The organism is Nocardioides aestuarii (genome assembly GCF_039527245.1).
Lineage (GTDB): Bacteria > Actinomycetota > Actinomycetes > Propionibacteriales > Nocardioidaceae > Nocardioides > Nocardioides aestuarii.
In genome coordinates this window covers 2,563,080-2,582,302 of the sequence record NZ_BAAAJT010000002.1, presented here as the reverse complement: position 1 = coordinate 2,582,302, position 19,223 = coordinate 2,563,080, and the positions used below count along the sequence as shown (strand labels likewise).

At 72.3% G+C, this 19,223-nt stretch carries 21 protein-coding genes and 2 tRNA genes; 8 read left to right on the top strand and 15 right to left on the bottom strand.

Translation table 11 applies throughout. The features are described from left to right. Positions 1-26 precede the first annotated feature (26 nt). From ABD091_RS13070 to ABD091_RS13060, 3 genes are all read left to right on the top strand, one after another. The gene (locus ABD091_RS13070) at positions 27-1,316 is read left to right on the top strand and encodes a hypothetical protein (RefSeq protein WP_343919083.1); all 1,290 of its coding nucleotides are present in this window, start codon (positions 27-29) and stop codon (positions 1,314-1,316) included. A gap of 541 nt (positions 1,317-1,857) precedes the next feature. After that, entirely contained in the window at positions 1,858-3,078 is a 1,221-nt protein-coding gene (locus ABD091_RS13065; protein WP_343919081.1) for a tyrosine-type recombinase/integrase, read from the top strand. Then, the gene (locus ABD091_RS13060; RefSeq protein WP_343919079.1) at positions 3,075-3,848 is read left to right on the top strand and encodes a hypothetical protein; all 774 of its coding nucleotides are present in this window, start codon (positions 3,075-3,077) and stop codon (positions 3,846-3,848) included. The genes ABD091_RS13065 and ABD091_RS13060 overlap by 4 nt, the downstream gene beginning before the upstream one ends. Before the next feature lie 3 nt (positions 3,849-3,851). On the opposite strand, the gene ABD091_RS13055 is transcribed toward ABD091_RS13060, so the two are convergent. From ABD091_RS13055 to ABD091_RS13010, 10 genes are all read right to left on the bottom strand, one after another. Next, positions 3,852-4,091 (bottom strand): hypothetical protein, encoded by a 240-nt coding sequence (locus ABD091_RS13055; RefSeq protein WP_343919077.1) that lies wholly within the window; start codon positions 4,089-4,091, stop codon positions 3,852-3,854. Between the two features lie 86 nt (positions 4,092-4,177). Continuing rightward, positions 4,178-4,600 (bottom strand): DUF4145 domain-containing protein, encoded by a 423-nt coding sequence (locus ABD091_RS13050; RefSeq protein ID WP_343920944.1) that lies wholly within the window; start codon positions 4,598-4,600, stop codon positions 4,178-4,180. Positions 4,601-5,135: 535 nt separating this feature from the next. Beyond that, a tRNA-Ala gene (locus ABD091_RS13045) sits at positions 5,136-5,208 on the bottom strand. 43 nt (positions 5,209-5,251) lie between these two features. After that, a complete protein-coding gene (locus ABD091_RS13040) occupies positions 5,252-5,716 on the bottom strand; it encodes an SRPBCC family protein (RefSeq protein WP_343919075.1) in 465 nt (154 codons plus the stop codon). 17 nt (positions 5,717-5,733) lie between these two features. After that, a complete protein-coding gene (gene sepX / locus ABD091_RS13035) occupies positions 5,734-6,558 on the bottom strand; it encodes a divisome protein SepX/GlpR (protein WP_343919073.1) in 825 nt (274 codons plus the stop codon). A gap of 61 nt (positions 6,559-6,619) precedes the next feature. Then, a complete protein-coding gene (locus ABD091_RS13030; RefSeq protein ID WP_343919071.1) occupies positions 6,620-7,219 on the bottom strand; it encodes a GNAT family N-acetyltransferase in 600 nt (199 codons plus the stop codon). After that, entirely contained in the window at positions 7,216-7,695 is a 480-nt protein-coding gene (locus tag ABD091_RS13025) for a MogA/MoaB family molybdenum cofactor biosynthesis protein (protein ID WP_343919069.1), read from the bottom strand. Before ABD091_RS13025 ends, ABD091_RS13030 begins: the two co-directional genes overlap by 4 nt. A 49-nt stretch (positions 7,696-7,744) precedes the next feature. After that, positions 7,745-8,230 carry a cyclic pyranopterin monophosphate synthase MoaC gene (gene moaC, locus ABD091_RS13020; RefSeq protein WP_343919067.1) on the bottom strand — a complete coding sequence of 162 codons (486 nt, stop codon included), beginning with the start codon at positions 8,228-8,230 and terminating at the stop codon, positions 7,745-7,747. Further along, entirely contained in the window at positions 8,230-9,459 is a 1,230-nt protein-coding gene (glp, locus tag ABD091_RS13015) for a molybdotransferase-like divisome protein Glp (RefSeq protein ID WP_343919065.1), read from the bottom strand. Before glp ends, moaC begins: the two co-directional genes overlap by 1 nt. After that, on the bottom strand, positions 9,452-10,843 hold the full coding sequence (locus ABD091_RS13010) for a UTP--glucose-1-phosphate uridylyltransferase (protein ID WP_343919063.1): 1,392 nt from the start codon (positions 10,841-10,843) through the stop codon (positions 9,452-9,454). Before ABD091_RS13010 ends, glp begins: the two co-directional genes overlap by 8 nt. Positions 10,844-10,865: 22 nt before the next feature. Here ABD091_RS13010 and ABD091_RS13005 point away from each other — a divergent pair, with 22 nt between their 5' ends. Continuing rightward, entirely contained in the window at positions 10,866-11,465 is a 600-nt protein-coding gene (locus ABD091_RS13005; protein ID WP_343919061.1) for a 5-formyltetrahydrofolate cyclo-ligase, read from the top strand. Here ABD091_RS13005 and ABD091_RS13000 read toward each other — a convergent pair. Next, positions 11,434-14,094, bottom strand: a complete 2,661-nt coding sequence (locus ABD091_RS13000) for a penicillin acylase family protein (protein WP_343919059.1) — start codon at positions 14,092-14,094, stop codon at positions 11,434-11,436. The genes ABD091_RS13005 and ABD091_RS13000 overlap by 32 nt on opposite strands. A 97-nt stretch (positions 14,095-14,191) precedes the next feature. Between ABD091_RS13000 and ABD091_RS12995 the strand changes: the two genes are divergently transcribed. Genes ABD091_RS12995 through ABD091_RS12985 form a run of 3 tightly spaced genes read left to right on the top strand, consistent with a single transcriptional unit; the run spans position 14,192 to position 15,633 of the window. Next, the gene (locus ABD091_RS12995) at positions 14,192-14,509 is read left to right on the top strand and encodes an FmdB family zinc ribbon protein (RefSeq protein WP_343919057.1); all 318 of its coding nucleotides are present in this window, start codon (positions 14,192-14,194) and stop codon (positions 14,507-14,509) included. Between the two features lie 51 nt (positions 14,510-14,560). Continuing rightward, entirely contained in the window at positions 14,561-15,205 is a 645-nt protein-coding gene (locus tag ABD091_RS12990) for an SAF domain-containing protein (RefSeq protein WP_343919055.1), read from the top strand. Positions 15,206-15,264: 59 nt separating this feature from the next. Beyond that, positions 15,265-15,633: an MscL family protein gene (locus ABD091_RS12985; protein ID WP_343919053.1), complete on the top strand. Its 369-nt coding sequence runs from the start codon at positions 15,265-15,267 to the stop codon at positions 15,631-15,633. 15 nt (positions 15,634-15,648) lie between these two features. Here ABD091_RS12985 and ABD091_RS12980 read toward each other — a convergent pair whose 3' ends face one another. The 4 genes from ABD091_RS12980 to ABD091_RS12965 all read right to left on the bottom strand — a co-directional run bounded on the left by ABD091_RS12980 (position 15,649) and on the right by ABD091_RS12965 (position 18,756). Continuing rightward, positions 15,649-15,837 carry a hypothetical protein gene (locus ABD091_RS12980; protein WP_343919051.1) on the bottom strand — a complete coding sequence of 63 codons (189 nt, stop codon included), beginning with the start codon at positions 15,835-15,837 and terminating at the stop codon, positions 15,649-15,651. Continuing rightward, positions 15,834-17,045 carry an LCP family protein gene (locus tag ABD091_RS12975; protein ID WP_343919049.1) on the bottom strand — a complete coding sequence of 404 codons (1,212 nt, stop codon included), beginning with the start codon at positions 17,043-17,045 and terminating at the stop codon, positions 15,834-15,836. Before ABD091_RS12975 ends, ABD091_RS12980 begins: the two co-directional genes overlap by 4 nt. A gap of 181 nt (positions 17,046-17,226) precedes the next feature. After that, positions 17,227-17,299, bottom strand: a tRNA-Arg gene (locus ABD091_RS12970). A 284-nt stretch (positions 17,300-17,583) separates the two neighbouring features. Next, positions 17,584-18,756: a saccharopine dehydrogenase family protein gene (locus ABD091_RS12965; protein WP_343919047.1), complete on the bottom strand. Its 1,173-nt coding sequence runs from the start codon at positions 18,754-18,756 to the stop codon at positions 17,584-17,586. 50 nt (positions 18,757-18,806) lie between these two features. Between ABD091_RS12965 and ABD091_RS12960 the strand changes: the two genes are divergently transcribed. After that, positions 18,807-19,223 (top strand): hypothetical protein (locus ABD091_RS12960; RefSeq protein WP_343919044.1); only part of this gene is annotated, 417 nt, incomplete at its 3' end.

The window sequence follows — 19,223 nt, the reverse complement described above, 5'->3', positions numbered from 1 at the left end:
AGGCTGGTCACGGGCATGCTTGCCCCGTGAGCTCCCCCGCCCGGTCCTCCTTCGAGCACGTCACCACGCTGCGTCCGGTCGAGGTCGCACGACCGGGCGTGCTCGACGCGGCACTGGCGCCCTACCTCGCGATCGAGGTGGCCGCGGCACCGTCCGTGGAGCTGGCGCTGGTCAGCGGGGAGGACCGCCTCGCCGTCACGTACGCCGCCGGCGGGTTCTCGCTGACGGTGACCACCGGACCGCAGACGACCGATCACCGCAGTCGCCGCTCCGGGCGCGCGGAGGCCGACGTCGAGCGGGTCGCGCTGACCCTGACCGGGACCCGGCTGGCGGTGCTCGCCCGCGAGGCCGGCACGTGGGTGGCGCGCGGGTTCGTCGACCTCCGCGACCGGCTCGACACCCACGACGAGGCCTGGCTCGCCGGCGTCCGCGCCGAGGGTGGCGACCTGCGCGGCTTCGGCCAGCTCGGGCTGCGCGACGTCCGGCTGGTGACCCGCGCCGACGGCTCACCGCTGACCCGGGACGGCGTTCTGCTCCTGTCCGCGACGTGCGCCGGACCGGGCTTCTTCGACACCGCCCACAGCTCGGTCTGGTCGCTCGACCCGGGCCGGGCGGAGCTGACCCACCTCAGCGACGTCTTCTTCCGCCGGCCCGACCAGGCCGGCGCCTACGGCGACCACGCCGCCCACCTGCTCCGTGACGGCGACGACGGCGGCGACCGGTGGCTCTTCGCGACCAGCACCTGGGGTGACTTCGAGCTCCACCACAAGGACGCGACCGTCGCGGCGACGGTCGCGGAGACCGGCGCCGACCTGCTGTCCGGCCGCCACCTGCTCGACACCCGGCCGCTCGCGCTGCCGACCACGGGCCTGACCTCGGTCGGGGTGTGGGACCCCCAGCTCGTCCGGACCGACGACGGCTGGCTCGCGGCCTACGTCAGTGCGCGGAAGTTCTTCCGCTTCCACCCGGTGGTCGCCGCCGGGCCGTCGCTCGAGGACCTCGCCCTGGTCGGCGCCGCCCCGTCGCTGAAGGAGACCGAGGGATCGACGCTGGTGCGTCGCGACGGCCGGTGGCTGCTGCTGGCCAGCGACGGGGTCGGCCGCCGCTACCCCGTGTGGGAGGTGGCGCACGACGGGCTGGTCGCCCTCGACGACCTCGCGGCGCCGTACCCCTCCAACATCCCGTGGCCCACCCTCGTCGACCACGAGGGCGAGACCTGGCTGATCGGCTTCGACGGCGAGCCGGTCGGGGGCCGGATCGTCGGCTACGGGACCCACGGGGCACTGCACCTGGCCCGACGTACGACGCCCGCGTGACACCTACGCACTAACTCGGGCCGAATCACACACGTCCGGGCACGGAACGCCGTTGAATCCTGCCCAGCGACCCCGCTCATCGGCCCCCGTGATGAGCGGGGTCGCTGGATCGTGTCAAGGACTCCTTGCTCACCCGGACGCGGTAAGTCCCTCGCCGACCGTCGCCACACGCCCCACCCGCCCCCTACTGTCGAGGGGCCGCCCTCCCCCGCGCGGCACACCCCCAACAGGGTTGAGTTGGGCCTCATCTCCATCGAGCAGGGCCGGATCGCGAGAACCGCACCCGGCTCGACGTGACACGAGGCCCAGCTCAACCCGACCGAGCGACGACGAAGGCCCGCAGTCGCTGACTGCGGGCCTTCGGTGCACGGGGTGGAGCTGAGGGGATTCGAACCCCTGACCTTCTCATTGCGAATGATAGGGTCGTGACCGTAGTTGGGGTCGAATCCGCCCAGTTCAGGCCTGCTCCGTAGGCTGATCCGGGTCTGCCCATACGGCGCACATGGCTGTCAACATGGCTGTCAGACGAGGGGACCCCACCATGGCTCGACCGAAGAAGCGGCGGCAGTACGGCACCGGATCGGTGCACAAGCGGGCCGACGGCCGCTGGGCCGGCACCATTGAGGCCGGTCTGACCGCCTCCGGGACCCGCCGCCGGCTCACCGTCTACGGCCGCACCGAGACCGAGTGCCGCGACAAGCTCAGGGAACGGCAGCGCCAGGTCGAGGCCGAGGGCCTCCCCACCACCGACGGCCGCACCACGGTGAAGAAGTACGCCGAGCACTGGCTCGACGCCCGCCGCACCGAGGTCCGCAACGGGCCCTGGTCCACCGACGCGTCCGCGGTGAAGCAGTGGATCGTCCCCACGCTCGGCCACAAGCGGCTCGAGGACCTCACCCCCGCCGACGTCCGCGCCGTCTCCACCGCCCAGCAGAAGGCCGGCCGGTCCAGCTCGACCAGGCGCCGCACCCACATCACCCTGACCGCGATGCTCAAGGCCGCCATGGTCGACGGCCACCGCGTGCCCGCCCGCGTGCTGCTCGTGAAGGCCCCCGAGCAGGCCGCCTCCACCCGCGACGCAATGCCCGCCGAGCACATCGAGGCCGTCATGCGCACCGCGGTCGAGCACCTCCCCCACTGGTCCCGGTGGCTCGTGCAGGTCCTCTACGGCCAGCGACCCGCCGAGGTCCTCGGCCTCACCGACGACGCCCTCGACTTCGACCGCAAGGTCATCACCATCGAGTGGCAGCTGCAGGCCCTGCGCTACGTCGACCGCGCCGACAAGTCGAAGGGCTTCGTCGTCCGCGACGGCGAGCGGGTCCGGCACCTGGTCGACGCGTGGCACCTCACTCCCCCGAAGACGAAGAAGGGCTTCCGGGTCGTGCCGATGCTCCCCATCGTCGAGGCCGCGCTCCGCGAGTGGATCCTCGTCCGCGGCGACAGCCCCCACGGGCTGCTCTGGCCAGCGGCCGACGGACGGCCGCCGCGCTCCTCCGACGACCGCGACGAGTGGTATGCCCTGCAGGCCACCGCCGGAGTCGGGCGCCCGGACGGCGAGCCGTGGTCGATCTACGAGGCCCGCCACGGGTTCGCCACCCGGCTGCTCGAGGGCGACGTCGACCAGAAGGTCGTCACCGAGCTGATGGGGCACTCCTCGATCATCACAAGCCGCGGCTACCAGCACGTCCGCACCGACCAAGCGCTCCTCGCGCTCGAGCGGATCAACGCCGACCTCGTCGCCCTGCCATCATCGTCAGCATGAGCGGGGGCGCGGAAGACGATGGCGACCGTGGATCTACGTGGGCCCGTCGCGTGCGAGAGCTGCAGGATGCAGTTCAGCGTCATCCGGGGAAGGCGGCCGAGGGCACTCTTCGTTCCATCGAGCGGATCCGGCTCATCCAGAGGGCGAACTTCGAGCAGCTGGCCGACGTTCTCAACGCACCGGACCACAGCCCCGACCTGGTCGGCGAGTTGTTCCAGAACACCCGGGAGCCGACAGTCCGCGAGGCCTACCAGCAGGTCTTCGCGACCGCCTTCCACAACTACATCGCGTCGGTTCGAACCTTGGTCGACCACACCCGCGCCGTGGTTAGGAGGGTCGAGCGACCAGCCTTCGTCGCTGAGTACGAGCGGCGCCTCGGCCCCGTCCGAGAGAGCAGCTGCGCGGCGTTCATGGCGCGGTTTCGCAACTACGTGATCCACTACCGCTTCCCGCGCTTCGTGCAGGAGGTGCATCTCCAGCTCCTTGACCGAGATCCGGAGGAGCCGGTGCTACGGATGCTGCTGTCGCGAGACCACCTTCTTGAGTGGGACGGGTGGAGCGCAGGAGCAAAGGCCTACCTGCGCGATCAGCCAGAGCAGTTCGATATCCGCGAGCCGCTGCAGGAGTACGACGATCTGATCACGGCCCTCTACGACGACTGGTTCTTCCCAGCGTTCTGGGCCGCGCATCGGGAAGACATTGCGGGAGTCGGCGCGCTCATCAAGGAGTACAACACGGTGGTCGGGGGCGGCCCCGAGACGTTCCACTGACCGTCACGCGATCCACACTTCCTCCTCGTCGAGCCGTCGGTTGAGCTCAGCGGTCTCGATGGAGGACAGGCCCGCGAGCCGAGCCCGCACGGTGGCGACGTCGACCCAGAGCTCGTTGGCGAGCTGGTGGTCGTCGTTCCCGGCCCAGAGCATGGCGTCGACCAGCGCCTCGAAACGGATCAGCCGCCGGGCGACCAGGTCGTCCACCCGCCGCTCCTCACGCGCCTGGAGGTGCCGCGGCACGGGACCCCGCTCCGCGTGCGCCACCTCGTGCGCGAATCGTGGGCATCCGCTAGGCCGCGCTCACATGAGGAGGATGCATGACCACGTCACTGCGACTCGACAGCCCGCTCCGGTGCGGCCTGGAGCGCGTCGAGCTCGTATGCGAGCACGAGCAGCTGCTCGGTAAACGTGGCCACGTCCAACGCATCGGCGGCGGCGACCGGCTGAAGCTCATGGTTTGCTTCGTTGCCGACATCCTTGATCCGGTCCACCCAGGGGCGCATGCGCTTGGTGAATATGCCTTCAGCCTCGAGGTGGTCCACCGCAGCCATGAAGGTTGGCGCTCGGTCGTTCTTGTCTTTCGCGGGCAGCCCGTTCGACACAGCGATGTGGGACAGAAGCTTGCGGCACAGCATCACCGCGGCGGCGCTAGCTCCAACACCCAGGCACGTCCGAGCCTCGTCCCAGATCGCAGCGTCTTCAGTGGGCAACCCCAAGGGTTCTCGCAGGGGCTTCCGGCGCGGCACCATGGCACCGTCCAGCTTCAGGCTTCCCCCCAAGCATGCAGGACATCTCGTCCACTTCGTGTGGTGCGGTTGCGATACGTAGTTCCCGTCCACGACTGCCGCGACGACCAGCAGCTGCTGGGCCCCGCAGTGCGGGCAAGGTCCATCGGTCCAACTTCTCGTGTCGCTCGTACTGCGCGGCTGTGTCGTGCCCTGAGCAACGGTCGCCAACCGACTAGTCGCATCTGCCATGGCACAGGACCGTAGCCCGCCCTCCAACCCGTCTGCACCCGTTCGTACTGATCCCGGATCTGTCAGCGCGTCAACCGCCTGATCGAGCACCCGGTGGCCGAGCGCGAGCGTCCGGGCGACGTTCGACGCGCCTCCGCGATGCACGGCGCACGCCGCCGACGGCTGTCGCGGAGCCGTCTGCGCACGTGGGAGTACCGATCCGGGTGCAGTTGGCTGTCAGTTTGGCTGTCACCGGCCCCGCGCGGCCCTCCGAACGCGAAACCGCCCGCCTCCTATCTAAGCAGGTGGCGGGCGGTTTACCCTGTTGTGGAGCTGAGGGGATTCGAACCCCTGACCTTCTCATTGCGAACGAGACGCGCTACCAACTGCGCCACAGCCCCGGGCGAGGACAGACGGTAGCACCCGGGTCGGGACCGCCCGAAATCAGGGGACCAGCAGCTCCTCGAGCCGCGCGAGCGACTGCCGGGCATAGCCCGTCCAGAGCCTTCCGAAGACCGGCATCGCCAGGTCACCGAGGGTCCCGTTGGGGGTGACGTCCCACGACCAGCTGATGCGGCAGCCCGTCCCGGCGGCCTCGAACGCCCACAGGCCGTCGACGGTGGAGGCGATCGGCGACAGCGGGCCGGTCAGCTCGGTGATGGTGTAGCCGAACGCCGCGGGCGGGTCGACCCGCGTCAGCGTCTCGAGCATCGTGCCGCCGTCGGTGAGCACGACCCGTCGCGACTGGCCGACTGCGTCCCAGGTGTCCGGGGCCTCGCGCACCTCGCGGATCGGCGGGATCGCGAGGTAGCGGCGGTCGAAGAGCTCGGGCAGCGGCCAGGCCAGGACCCGGGCGAAGGCCTCGTCGAGGGCGACCGGATAGGTGCGGGACTCGGAGAACGTGGGCACGCGCCCCACGCTAGACGTCAGGAGCCGGTGGCGCGACGCTGCTGCTCGGCGGCGGCCTGGGCGCGCCGCGCACGGTCGTCGTCCTCGGCCTGCCGGGCGAGGGCGGCGTCGACCTCGGTACGGCCGGAGGTCCACACGCCGGTGGAGTCGAGGTCGATGGTGCGGACGGTGCGCTCGGCAGCCGGCTTGGAGACGTAGGTCGGCAGCGTCACCGGCATCGGGTCCCACAGGTTCGGGTCGCTGGCGGCCCCGGAGAACTGGTGGGACATGGTGTCCTCGAGCGCGTCGTCGCCGTCGAGGGCGGGCAGCTCGGCCTTGATGACCGGGACCTCGCCGGTGGCGGCCTGGTGGAGCCAGACGTCCATCCGGCGCAGCTCCTCGCCGCGGACCATCACGCGGCAGGCGACCAGCCAGGCGACCAGCAGCGTGGCGGGGATCGCCGTCCAGGCCCAGCTGATGACTCCGAAGGCGGCGACGCCGACGGTCGAGAGCAGCCCGAGCAGGATGGTGCCGAGGACACGGCGGCGGCGACGCGCCGCACGGTTGGCGGCCTCCCGGGTGAACGGCGCCGGGGCGGCCGGGGCGGCCTCGGCGGCAGGCACCGGGGTGGTGTGCTTGGTGGTGACGGTCGGCGCCGAGGGCTGCCGCCCGGGGCCCACGACGAGGCGGGCGTTGCGGCGGCTGACGGGCTCACGACGGGCGAGCACCCGCATGGTGTGGGAGAAGCGGTCGACGGAGCGGCTGCGCTGGGCGTCCTCGTGGTGCTGGAGCGCCTTGGGGATGAGGTAGACGGCCCACGCCACCGCAAGGGCCACGAAGATCAGGGCAGAGAGGTCGTCCACGAGCCTGAGCGTAAGAGCGGGGCACGGGCACACCCGGCAGCGTGGTGGGTGTGTCGCGAAATCACTCGTGTGACTGGTGGTGCAATCGCGCCAGCATGCCCTCCGGGCACTCCTCCACCGTCACCGCGAAGATCCGGTGGTCGCGCCACGCGCCGTCGATGTGGAGGAACCCCGGCGCCAGGCCGACCTCGCGCATGCCGAGCTTCTCCACGACCCGCAGCGAGTTGGTGTTCTCGGGCCGGATGCAGATCTCGACGCGGTGGAGGCCGGCGGCCCGGAAGCAGTGGTCGGTCGCCAGCGCGACGGCGAGCGGCATCACCCCGCGCCCGGCGTAGCGCTGGTCGAGCCAGTAGCCCATCGAGCAGAACTGTGCCGAGCCCCGCACGATGTTGTTGACGGTCAGCTGGCCCGCGAAGTGGCCGTCGACGTCGACCGCGAAGGGAAAGGTCGTGCCCTCGCGCGCCATCCGGTGGAGGCGCCGCACGAGCGCGCCGTACGACGCGGGGCGGGGGTCGGTGCCGGGCGGCGGCGTGGCGTCCCAGGGCCGCAGCCAGTCGGCGTTGCGGCGACGCGCGTCGCGCCAGGCGCTCTTGTCCGACCGGGCCAGCGGCCGGAGCGTGACGTCACCCGACCGGAGCGTGGCCGGCCAGCCGAGGCTCAATGATCACTCCCCACGACTTGCTCCACCGCGTGGACCAGCAGCGGCTCGAGGACGGACAGCCCGTCCTTCACCCCGCCGCGCGACCCCGGCAGGTTGACGACGAGGCAGTCGCCGGCGACCCCCGCGACGCCCCGGCTGAGCGCGGCGGTGGGGATGCCCTTCGCGACACCGGCGTTGCGGATCGCCTCGGCGATACCGGGCACCTCGCGGTCGAGGACGGCCCGGGTCTGCTCCGGGGTCTGGTCGGTGGGCGTCAGCCCGGTGCCGCCGGTCGTCAGGACCACGCGTGCTCCGCCCTCGACCGCCTCGCGGAGCGCTGCCCCGACGGCGTCGCCGTCCGGCACCACCGTCGGCCGGTCGACGACGAACCCGAGGCCCTGGAGGAACTCCACGATCAGCGGCCCGGTCGTGTCGTCGTAGACCCCCGCGGCCGCCCGGTTGGAGGCCACCACGACCTCGGCGCGGAGGCCGGTCATGCGGGGTCCCCGGGCGAAGCGGAGCGAAGCGAGCATTCGACTGGGGTGCTCATGGGCGGCTCCAGTCGCCTGACTTGCCGCCGGTCTTGGACTCGACCCGGACGTCGGTGATGACGGCGGCCTTGTCGACCGCCTTGACCATGTCGACGACGGTCAGCGCGGCGACGGAGACGGCGGTGAGCGCCTCCATCTCGACGCCGGTGCGGTCGGTGGTGCGGACGGTCGCGGTGACGGCCACCGCGTCGTCGGTCAGCGCGAGGTCGACGGTCACCCCGGAGATCGCGAGCGGGTGGCAGAGCGGGATCAGGGTGGGGGTCAGCTTGGCGCCCATGATCCCGGCGACCCGGGCGACGCCGAGCGCGTCACCCTTGGGCACGCCCTCGCCGCGGAGCAGAGCCAGCACCTGCTCGGAGACCAGCACCCTGCCGGTGGCGACCGCCTCGCGGGACGTGACGTCCTTGGCGGACACGTCGACCATCCGGGCGGCACCCGACTCGTCGACGTGGGTCAGGCGTGGCTGGTCCGGGTCGCCCATCAGAACTCCTCGTCCAGCGCCAGGACCTGCACCATCTCCCCGGCCTCCAGCCGTGTCGTGTCCTCGGCGACGACGACCAGCGCGTTGGACTCGGCCAGCCCGCCGACCAGGTGGGAGCCGGGTCCCCCCACCGGCGAGACGGTCGGCCCGCCGCGCCCGCGCTCGAAGGAGCCGCGCAGGAACTGGCGACGGCCCCGCGGCGACGACACCCCGTGGGTGAGCCTGGCCCGTTGCGTCGGACGGGACCAGGGCGCCTTGCCCATGAGCTTGCGCAGCGCCGGGAGCACGAACATCTCGAAGGAGATGTAGGACGACACCGGGTTGCCGGGGAGCGTGAAGATCGGGACCTCGTCGTCGCCGACGGTGCCGAAGCCCTGCGGCTTGCCGGGCTGCATCGCGACCGGCCCGAACCACACCGTGCCCGTCGGGCTGAGCGCCTCCTTGACGACGTCGAAGTCGCCCTGCGACACGCCGCCGCTGGTCACGACGAGGTCGGCGCGGACCAGCTGGTCGCCCAGCGCGTCGAGGAAGGCGCGAGGCTCGTCGGGCACGATGCCGACGCGGTAGGCGATCGCGCCGGCCTGACGGGCCGCGGCGGCGAGCAGCCACGAGTTGCCGTCGTAGATGGAGTCGGGGCCGAGGTCGGTCCCGGGCTCGCGCAGCTCCGAGCCGGTCGACAGGATCACGACCCGTGGCCGGGGTCGCGACACGACGGTCGACCGGCCGACGCTGGCGAGCAGGCCGAGGTGGCGCGGTCCGAGGACCGTGCCCTCCTGGACGAGCAGGTCGCCGGCGCTGACGTCGTCACCGGTGGGACGCACGTGCTGGCCCGGCTCGGGTGCCTGCGAGATGCGGACCTGGGCGACGCCGCGGTCGGTCCACTCGTAGGGCACGACCGCGTCGGCGCCGGCCGGGACCGGGGCGCCGGTCATGATCTTGGCGGCCGTCCCGGGCGAGAGCGCCAGCAGGCCGGCGCGCCCGGCGCCGATCTCGCCGACCACCGGCAGGTGGACCGGGCTGTCCTCGCTGGCGGTCACGACGTCGGCGTGGCGTACGGCGTAGCCGTCCATCGCCGAGTTGTCGAAGGGCGGCAGCGGGATCGAGGAGACGACGTCCTCGGCGGCCGCGAGGCCGAGGGTCTCCATGAGGGGCTGGGGGTACGCCGGCAGCGGCTCGACCGCCGCGAGCACCCGCTCGAGGTGCTCGTCGACCGAGATCGGTTCAGCCATCCGCCGGCCCGCCCGAGAGGACGGTGCCGGACTCGACGCGCTGGGCGCTCCTCGCGCTCAGCTCGACCTCGCCCTCGACCCGCACGCCGCGGCCGAACGTCCAGTCGCCGTGGATCGTCAGGCTCGTCGCCTCCTTCAGCGAGGGGGCGCCCTCGGGGAAGCGCTTGTCGAACTCACCGACGAGCTTGTAGTGGTCGCCGTCGAGCTCGATGAACGGCACCTCCTCCGTCGACTGGTCGAGGACGAAGTCGCCGCCGAGCGCGTAGACGTCGCTGCGCAGGACCAGCAGGTCGTTGGTGGTCTTCACGGGGACGAAGCGGTCGCGACCGACCTCGATCGTCTGGGCGCCCTCGAAGACCTCGATCGCGGCGCCCATGGCGGTCTCGACCTGGATCACCTCCGGCGTCGTCTTGTCCCCCGGGTCGACGTTCTTGACGTTGCGGATCAGCGGCAGCCCGAGGATGCCGGCCCGCAGGTCGAGCGCCTCCTTCATCGCGTGGAGGTCGAACCACAGGTTGTTGGTCGAGCAGTAACGGTGGCGACTGAGGTCGGCGAGCGCCGCCTGGTCCTGGGGCAGGGTCTGCGCGGTCTCGCGCAGCACGATCCGGCCGTCCATCTTCCGGCGGGCGAAGTGGCCGCCCTTGCGGTCCGACGCGGTCCGCTGGACCGCCTCGATCGCGAACGGCGCACCGGACTCGGCGAACCAGCCGGCCACCCGCGCGTCGGCGGTCGCGCCGAGGTTGTCCGAGTTGGACACGAACACGTAGCGGTAGCCCCCCTCGATCAGGTCGTCGAGGAGTCCCGTGCCACGCAGTGCGGTGTAGATGTCGCCGTGGCCGGGCGGGCACCACTCGAGGTCGGGGTCGCTCGGCCACGACACCGGCGACAGGTCGGTGGCCAGCAGCTTGGGCTCCTTGTTCTGCAGGAACTCCAGCGGCAGGCCCTCGACGGCGAGGTCGTCGTAGCGCGCCAGCGCCGCCATCGAGTCGGCGCTGGTGCGGAAGGAGTTCATGAAGATCAGCGGCAGCGTGGCGTCGTACTCCTCGCGGAGGTGGAGGACCTGCCGGGCGATGATGTCGAGGAACGACAGGCCCTTGCGCACGCAGAGCAGCGACTTCGCGCGGTCCATGCCCATCGACGTCCCGAGGCCGCCGTTGAGCTTGATGACGACGGTCTTCGCGATCGCGGCCGCCGCGGCCTCGTCGGAGACCTCGACGTCGGCGAGCCGGGGCATGTCGAGCGGCTCGATCGACGCCTCCGGGACCATGCCGGTCTCCCCGTGCTCGAGGAGCCGGTAGTAGTGGGCGAAGGTCTCGATCGCGACCTCGTCGACGCCGGCCGCGGCCATCTTCTGGCGCGCGCGCTGCAAGCCTGGGCTACCCATGCCTCGATCGTAGGCTGGTCGGGTGGACCCGAGGCAACTGCCCGCCAAGACGGCTCTGCGCGACCAGCTGCTGGCGGCCCGTCGCCGGATCCCGCTGCCCGAGCTCGTGACCGCGGCGGAGGCCCTCGCCGACCACCTGCTGGCCGATCCGGCCGTACGCCGTGCGGCGACCGTGACCGCCTACGTCTCGGTCGGGCGCGAGCCCGGGACCTCGGTTCTCCTGGACCGGCTCGCGGCTGCCGGCAAGCGGATCCTGCTGCCGGTCGTGCTCCCCGACCTCGACCTCGACTGGGCGCTGGCCGACGGCGCGCTCGAGCCCGCGACGATGGGGCTGCTGGAGCCCACCGGCACCCGCCTGGGCCCGGACGCCGTCGCCGGGGCCGACGTCCTGCTGCTGCCCGGGCTCGCGGCGGCGTACGACGGGAGGCGGCTGGGGCGTGGCGGCGGCTGCTACGACCGGGCGCTGGCCCGGGTGCCTTCCGGGACCCCGACGGTCGTGCTGCTCCACGACGGGGAGCTCGGCCACGAGGTCCCCGCCGAGCCCCACGACCGACCCGTGACCCACGCGGTCACCCCGTCGTCCGGGGTGGTCAGCCTTCGTCGGGGGCCGGGAGGAGGGTGAGGACGTCCTCGCCGGCAGCCTCGACGGCGTCGCGGCTGAAGACCCACGGCAGGGTCCGGCCCTCGACCCACAGCTCCGTCTGGTCGGTGTAGTGGTCGGAGGCCGGGTGGCCGGAGACCCCGGTGAGGTTGATCCACCGGGAGTCGTCCCAGTCCTCGACGCTGACGACCATCCGCATCGACGGTGCGGCCGTGACGGTGTAGCCGGTGCGCGCGTCCCACGAGGTGGCGTTGACGATCGCCCCGCCGCCGCCGGCCTTCCAGTCGCCGCGGTTGAGCAGCCACTCGATCGGGGTGACCCCCGAGGTGCCGAGCGTCTGGTGGACCAGGTCGAGCTGGTGGAGGTGGCCCCAGTCCCAGTCGTCGCTGTCGCTGGCCTCGATCCGGGTCAGCTCCTCGCGCGCCTGCAGCATCGCGCTGCGGATCACGTCGTCGCGCCGCTCGACCTCGTCCTCGGTGGTCCGGTCGTCCCAGAAGGGGTTGTCCGGGTCACGGAGCAGGTCCTCGACCACCAGCATCCAGCGGCCCCCGCCCTGGGGCCACGCGGCCTCGGGCAGGTCGTCGTGGAACGTGAGCTGGAGCAGGTTGCGCCACACGACGTTGAAGTAGGCGGCCGCGCCGCTCTCGGGCGGCTGGGTGAAGTCCCAGTCGCGCAGCAGCTCCTGGCCGTCGGCCCAGTAGCTGTCGCCGAGCTGCTGCTCGAGCAGCAGCGGCACCAGCGTGGGAGCGAGCGGGTTGCGGGTGTCGAGCTGGATGTCGCCCATCTCGGCGATCGACAGCTCGCCCGCCTGCTCGAGCCGCTGGCGGATCCGCTGGGAGCGGTAGCCGGGGTCCCAGTCGCGGCCGAGCTCGTAGGGGTAGTCGGGGTCGTCGACGACGGCCTGGTTGGCCGTCACCACGAACCCCTCCTCCGGGTCGAGCAGCGTCGGGAGCGACTCGAAGGGCACGAACTGCCCCGACCAGTCGTCGCCGGGTCGCCAGCCCTCACCGGGCAGCCAGCCGTCGTTGCCGGGCTGGCGCACCGGGATCCGGCCGGGTGCCTGGTAGCCGATGTGGCCCTCGCGATCGGCGTAGACGAGGTTCTGGGCGGGGACGTCGAACATCGCCGCGGCCTCGCGGAACTCGTCCCAGCCGCCCGCCGCGTCGAGCGCGAGGATCGCGTCGGCGGTCGGGCTCGGGTCGAGCGCGGTCCACGCCAGCGAGACGCCGTAGGCCGCCGCGTAGGCGTCGTCGTTGTCGGGGTCGGCGACGCTCCCGACCTCCCGGAACTCGTCGGAGACGTCGGAGAGCAGAGGTCCGTGGCCGGTCGAGCGGACCCGGAAGACGACGTCGTCGCCGCCCCGGACCTCGATCCGCTCGGTGCGCTGGCGCAGCGGCCGCCACCGGCCGTCGTAGTAGAACTCGTCGTCGCGGACCCGCTCGAGGTAGAGGTCGCTGACGTCGGGGCCGAGGTTGGTGAAGCCCCAGGCGACGTCGGCGTTGTGGCCGATGATCACGCCCGGCACGCCGGAGAAGGTGAACCCGGCGACGTCGAGGGGGCAGTCGTCACCGACCTCGGTGCAGTGGAGCCCCATCTGGGTCCAGATCCCCGGCACCGAAGTCGAGAGGTGGGGGTCGTTGGCCAGCAGCGGCTGGCCGGTCGAGGAGTGGGCGCCGTCGACGACCCAGCTGTTCGAGCCGATCCCGTCGCCGCGCCCCATCAGCTCGGGCAGCGCCGCGAGACCGTCGCGCAACCGTTCGAGGCTGGCGACCGCGCGGTCGTCGGCGGCGTACGCCGGCGCGGCGCGGCGCGGCATCCGGGTGCCCGTGGCGTCCTGGTCGAAGACGCCGTCGACCACGCCGCCGCCCTCGACGATCGGCGCGAACCGCTGGCCGTCGTAGTCGGGGTAGAGCCGGCGCACCTGGGCAGGCGTGTTCTGCGACAGGGCCAGGACGCGGTCGACCTCGTCGGTCATGTTCCCGCGCAGGTCCCACGCCATCGCCTTGAACCACGCGAGCGAGTCGACCGTCGTCCAGGGTTCGGGCCGGTAGTCGAGGCCGGTCGCCCGCAGCACGGAGTACTCGACCCCGAGGTCGGAGGGCGACCGCTCCTCGACGTAGGCGTTGACCCCGTCGGCGTAGGCCTCGAAGGCGTTGCGGGTCTCGGGCGAGAGCAGCGGCACCTCGCGCTCGGCCACCTCGCGCCAGCCGAGCGTGCGGATGAACCGGTCGGTCTCCACGGTCGCGTCCCCGAAGAGCTCGGAGAGCCGGCCGGCGGTGACGTGGCGGCGCACGTCCATCTCCCAGAACCGCTCCTGGGCGTGGACGAAGCCCTGCGCGCGCATCAGGTCCGCGAGGCTGTCGCCGTAGAGCTGCGGGATGCCCTGCTCGTCGCGCACGACCGTGACCTTGCTCGTGAGGCCGGGGACGTCGAGCTCGCCGCTGGTCTGCGGCAGTGGTTGGCGCGCGACGGCCAGGACGGCGAGCGCGACGACGACCAGGAGGACGACCAGGCCGACCGCGACGTAGGCCGTGACCCGCATCGGCCGTGGCAGCAGACCGAAGATCTCGCGGGCCGACTGCCAGCGGGACTGCTCGGCCGTCTCGGAGCCGTCAGGGGTGGCGGGGGGCTGGTTCGTGGCCTGGGTCATCGCGTTGCCATTGTGCCGTACCATTGGCAGTCGACCGGCAGGAGTGCCAGCCAGTCGCAGATCCACCTCAGAGCCAGTTCAGACCCCCGGGGACACCGTGCCGACCTACCAGTACGCCTGCACCGAGTGCGGCCACGCCTTCGAGCAGTTCCAGAGCTTCAGCGACGACGCGCTGACCGAGTGCCCGGAGTGCCAGGGCCGACTGCGCAAGGTCTTCAACGCCGTCGGCGTCGTCTTCAAGGGGTCCGGCTTCTACCGCAACGACAGCCGCGGCAAGACCACCACCAGCGAGTCGTCGGGCTCGTCGAGCGGCAGCGAGAAGTCCTCGGCCTCGTCCTCCTCCTCGTCGGAGAAGGCGACCGCCAGCACGTCCAGCAGCACCTCCGCCAGCTCCTCGAGCAGCTCCTCCGACTGACCCCTGTGGAGAGCGCGCCCGCGACGGTGCGACTGCTCCTACGGTCGTCGGGTGATCGCTGACCCCGCTGCCGGGACCCGCTGGCACCGCCTCCGTCGTTCCGTACGCCGCCGCGTGCTCGCCCGGCGTCGGCTGCTCGCCGCCGGCTGTCTCGGCGTGGCCGCGGCCGCGGGCGTCCACGAGGTCGCCGGGCCTCCCCCGCCGACCGTCGCGGTGACGACCGTGGTCCGTGACCTGCCCGCCGGCACCCTGCTGCGCGCCGCGGACCTCGAGACCCGGGCGCTGCCGCCCGAGGCCGCGCCCCACGGGGCAGCCGACGCCTCCGTCGCTGTCGGGGAGGTCCTCGCCGCGCCGGTCCGTGCCGGCGAGCCGCTCACCGACGTCCGGCTCGTCGGCGACGACCTCGCCGACGCCCACCCCGACCTCGCCACGCTGCCGGTGCGCCTGCCCGACGCGGGCCAGGCCGCGCTGCTCGACCCGGGCGACCGGATCGACCTGGTCGCCACCGATCCCCAGGCGGGCGGCAGCCGGGTCGTGGCGCCCGGCGCGCTGGTCCTCGCCGTACCCCCTCCGCAGCCGGAGCAGGTGTCGGCCGCCCCGGGCGCCCTGGTGGTGCTGGGGGTGCCGCCGCTCACCATCGAGCCGGTGTCCGAGGCCGCCGCCCGGTGGTACCTCAGCTATGCGTTCTCACGCTAGTTTGTGCGCAAGACAACCTGTCGCATGGGGGCTCCCGCTCGGGAGCGAGGAGGAGAGACATGACCGGCTTCAAGAACTTCATCATGAAGGGCAACCTGGTCGAGCTGGCCGTGGCCTTCATCATGGCGACCGCCTTCGCTGCCGTGGTGACGGCGACCGTCACGCTCATCATGGACCTGCTCGGCAAGGCCGGCGGCACGCCGGACTTCTCGTCCTACGCGCCCGGTGGGGTCTCGGTGGGCGCGTGGCTCACGGCTCTCGTGTCGTTCCTGATCATGGCCGCGGTCGTCTACTTCCTGATCGTGATGCCCTACACCCGGGCGCGCGACCGCTTCTTCCCCAAGGCCGAGGAGGAGCCCGGCACGCCCGCGGACATCGCCCTGCTCGAGGAGATCCGCGACCTGCTGAAGGCGCAGCGCTCGGTCTGACGCGACCCGTCTGACCTACGACCCGTGGTGCGGCGGCACCTGCGCGCGGAGCCAGGCGTCGCCCCGGCCACCGTCGTCGCGTCCCTCCGCTGGGTCGCGCTCGTCGGCGGTGGTGTCGGGGAGCGTGTCGCCGAAGATCGCGTCGAGCCGACGACGCCGCTCCGCAGCGGACTCGGCGCTGCTCGACGGACGCTGCTCGCTCATGCGCAGAGACCGTCCTGCGCCGCGCGCTCCTGCGCCCGGGCGATCTGCTCGGGCGTCTTCGGCTTCTTCGCCCCCGGCAGCTTGCCGGCGCTGATCGCGTCGCCGGTGAACTTCTTCGACAGCGGCTCGTCGGCCTCGATCTGCTTCCAGAGCTTCGTCGCCGAGTCCTCCCAGAACACACGGCCCGCGTTCTCGCTGTCGGAGGGGTAGTAGCCGTTCGGCACCGTCAGGAACTGGATGTTGTCGAGGCCGATGCCGTTGAAGGTGACGCCGACCTTGGCGATCTTGACCAGGCTGTCGAGGCCCTCGTCGACGCTCAGCGACTTGGTCGCGGCGTTGAGGAACTTCAGCAGCCGGTCGACCCGGGCCAGGGTGTCGGCGGAGATGACCTTCGCGGCCATCGCCGCGATGAAGGCCTGCTGGCGCTTGATCCGGCTGATGTCGGAGCCGTCGCCGAGGGTGTAGCGGGCGCGCACGTAGTTGAGCGCCTCGCGGCCGCTGATCTCCCGGTTGCCGGCCGGGATGTTGATGCCGTGGTCGGGGTCGACGATGTCCTCGGGGATGCACACCGGGACGCCGCCGACGGCGTCGACCATGTCCTCGAATCCGGCGAAGTTCACCACGACGAGGTGGTCGACGTAGACCCCGGTCAGCGCCTCGAACTGGGTGGCGGTGCAGGTGGGGCCGCCGACCGAGAAGGCCGCGTTCCACATCGCGTCCGACTCCGGCGCCGTGTCCTCGCCGCTCTCGGTCTCGCAGGCGGGCCGGTCGACGAGGGAGTCGCGCGGGATGCTGATGCCGTAGGCGCGCTCGCGGTCGGCCGAGAGGTGCATGAGGATCGTGGTGTCCGAGGCGTTGCCGCCGGTCTCGTTGTCGAGGGCGCAGCCGTCGCAGTCGCGGGTGTCGGACCCCATCACGAGGACGTTGAGCGGCTCCTGGGGCCCCTCCGGCTTCACCTTGTCGGGCCGGTCGTCGCCGAGCAGCTCGCTGGTCGCGATGACGTTGAGGTTGCCGTTGAGGTGGCGGTAGAAGAAGACGACACCGAGCCCGGTGACGATCGAGAGCGTCAGCACCGCCGCGAGCAGCACCTTGCCGACGGTGTGCTTCTTGGCGGCCTTGCCCTTGCGCTTGGGACCCTCGCCCGGCCCGCCCCCCGAGGAGGCGGCGTCGCCACCGGCGCCCTCAGCGGGCACGACAGGATCACTCATGGGCTTCCTCGGGAAAGGGCGGCGGGGACGTGAGTCCGAGATTAAGCCTCCAATATCGCCCGAGACGGTGCACGACACAAACTGGCGGCGCGCGGGAGTGAGGTGCCCCAGGCAGGAGTCGAACCTGCGACCTTTCGCGTTCGGCAGAGTCGGCTGCTCTGGAGCAGCCCACAGGCGTCGGTGCCCCAGGCAGGAGTCGAACCTGCGACCTTTCGCTTAGGAGGCGGCTGCTCTATCCGCTGAGCTACTGGGGCCTGCGGTCGCACATCCTCGCACGGGACCCCGCCGGAGCCGGAAGAGAGGGAGCGGTGGGCCCCAGCCCCCCGACTTGGGCCCACCGCCGCGCGGCTCACCGCGGGCTTTCCGGATGTCATGGTCCCGGGTCGGACGTAGCCCGACGTCCGTTCCCCGAGTCCCCCCAGCTCCCACGGCTGCCCCGCACGAGGCGGGGCGAATCAGCCGGCGTGGCCAGTGTGGCGCGGCGGTCTGGACCACACAAGGGGCCGTCCACTCCCAATGTCGGAAGAATCGGAAGAAATCAGTTCGGGTCGGACTCGAACCGAATTCCGGCGGCCTCGAGGCGCTCGAGCAGGCGGTCGCCCATCGCCTGGGCGGGAGTCAGCTGGCCGGCGACGTCGGGGTTGACGTCGAGCGCCAGGCACAGGGCCGACTCGGCCAGCATCTTCGCCGTCTCGCCATAGCCGGGGTCTCCCCCGGAGACCCGGGTGTGCACCTGGACGCCGCCGGCCTCACCGACGAAGTCGACCCGGAACCACGACGACGCGCGCCGGGACTCGTCGGGACCCTGGCCAGGCTCGATCCGGCTGCCGAGGAAGGAGCGCAGCGGGGGGACCTGCGCGGCGAGCCCGAGCCCGGCGACGGCCAGCGCCCCGCCCGCGGCGTAGCGCAGCGTCTTGGTCCCGGCGAAGTGGGAGTAGCGGAAGCGGGGGCCGTACGCCGGCAGCGCGGCGCCGCTGCGGGCGACGATGACCGGGTCGATCGTCGGCAGCGGCAGCAGCCAGTAGCCGAGGACCGGGTCGCGCCGCGGCTTCGCCCCGACCGCGCGGGAGGACCGGCCGGCGGGCCGCTGCTCGAGCCGGCGCCGCGCGGCGGAGGCCTCCTTCATCTGCTTGGGGCGCGACATCGCGGTGAGCGCGGAGTGGAAGGTGCCACCCGAGACCATGCCGCCGGCGCGGACGACGCCGCGCATCGTGATCGGCTCGTCGGCGGGCAGCTGCTGGACGGTGTAGTAGGCGCCGAGGTCGTGGGGGATCGAGTCGAAGCCGCAGGCGTGCACGATCCGGGCGCCGGTCCGCTCGGCGACCGCGTGGTGGGCGGCATACATCCGGTCGACGAACTCGGGCTCGCCGGTGAGGTCGACGTAGGCCGTGCCCGCGGCCGCGCACGCCGCGACCAGCGGCTCGCCGTAGGACAGGTAGGGGCCGACGGTGGTGGCCACGACCGTCGTCCGCGCGGCGAGCGCGTCGAGGGAGGCGCGGTCCGCGGCGTCGGCGACGACGAGCTCGAGGTCGCCGAGCGCGGGGTCGATGGCGGCCAGCCGCGCCCGGACCGCCTCGAGCTTGTCGCGATTGCGCCCGGCGATCGCCCAGCGCAGCCCGTCGGGGGCGTGGCGGGCGAGGTAGTCGGCGGTGAGGCCGCCGGTGAAGCCGGTGGCTCCGAGCAGGACGATGTCGAGGTCACGGTTCGGCATCTGCCCATCGTTGCAGGGAACGCCGCGCCGGCCACCGGCGTCCCATGCCCATGACCGCACCCGCCATCCTCCGCCGCTCCGGGCTCGCCGCAGGAGCCGTGACCGCCCTCGCCGCCTCCTTCCTCGCGGGGATGGCCGTCGCCGGCAGCCCGACCGCCGTGACCTACGGCCCGGGCCCCGGGCAGCCGGTCGAGCCGCCGATCCGCCTGGCCAACGCCGACCTCACCGCGCCGGGGGGCTGCGACGCGCTGCTGGAGTCCTACGTCGAGCGCGGGGTCGAGCGGGTGACGCCGTGGGGCTGGGGCGGCCCGCCCTACGTGGCGTACGCCGAGAACGCGGGCGGAGTCATGGAGGACTCGGCCGCCGGTTCGGCCGTCGAGCCCGCCGCACCGCGCGACGCCGTGACCGAGCAGACCAGCAGCGAGACCGGCACCAACGTCCAGGAGGTCGGCGTCGACGAGCCCGAC

Coding starts and splice junctions, on each gene's coding strand:
- ABD091_RS13065 (WP_343919081.1), top strand. CDS start 1,858: ATGGCTCGACCGAAGAAGCGGCGGCAGTACGGCACCGGATCGGTGCAC.
- ABD091_RS13060 (WP_343919079.1), top strand. CDS start 3,075: ATGAGCGGGGGCGCGGAAGACGATGGCGACCGTGGATCTACGTGGGCC.
- ABD091_RS13050 (WP_343920944.1), bottom strand. CDS start 4,600: ATGGTGCCGCGCCGGAAGCCCCTGCGAGAACCCTTGGGGTTGCCCACT.
- ABD091_RS13025 (WP_343919069.1), bottom strand. CDS start 7,695: ATGACCGGCCTCCGCGCCGAGGTCGTGGTGGCCTCCAACCGGGCGGCC.
- moaC (WP_343919067.1), bottom strand. CDS start 8,230: ATGGGCGACCCGGACCAGCCACGCCTGACCCACGTCGACGAGTCGGGT.
- glp (WP_343919065.1), bottom strand. CDS start 9,459: ATGGCTGAACCGATCTCGGTCGACGAGCACCTCGAGCGGGTGCTCGCG.
- ABD091_RS13010 (WP_343919063.1), bottom strand. CDS start 10,843: ATGGGTAGCCCAGGCTTGCAGCGCGCGCGCCAGAAGATGGCCGCGGCC.
- ABD091_RS13000 (WP_343919059.1), bottom strand. CDS start 14,094: ATGACCCAGGCCACGAACCAGCCCCCCGCCACCCCTGACGGCTCCGAG.
- ABD091_RS12985 (WP_343919053.1), top strand. CDS start 15,265: ATGACCGGCTTCAAGAACTTCATCATGAAGGGCAACCTGGTCGAGCTG.
- ABD091_RS12980 (WP_343919051.1), bottom strand. CDS start 15,837: ATGAGCGAGCAGCGTCCGTCGAGCAGCGCCGAGTCCGCTGCGGAGCGG.
- ABD091_RS12975 (WP_343919049.1), bottom strand. CDS start 17,045: ATGAGTGATCCTGTCGTGCCCGCTGAGGGCGCCGGTGGCGACGCCGCC.
- ABD091_RS12965 (WP_343919047.1), bottom strand. CDS start 18,756: ATGCCGAACCGTGACCTCGACATCGTCCTGCTCGGAGCCACCGGCTTC.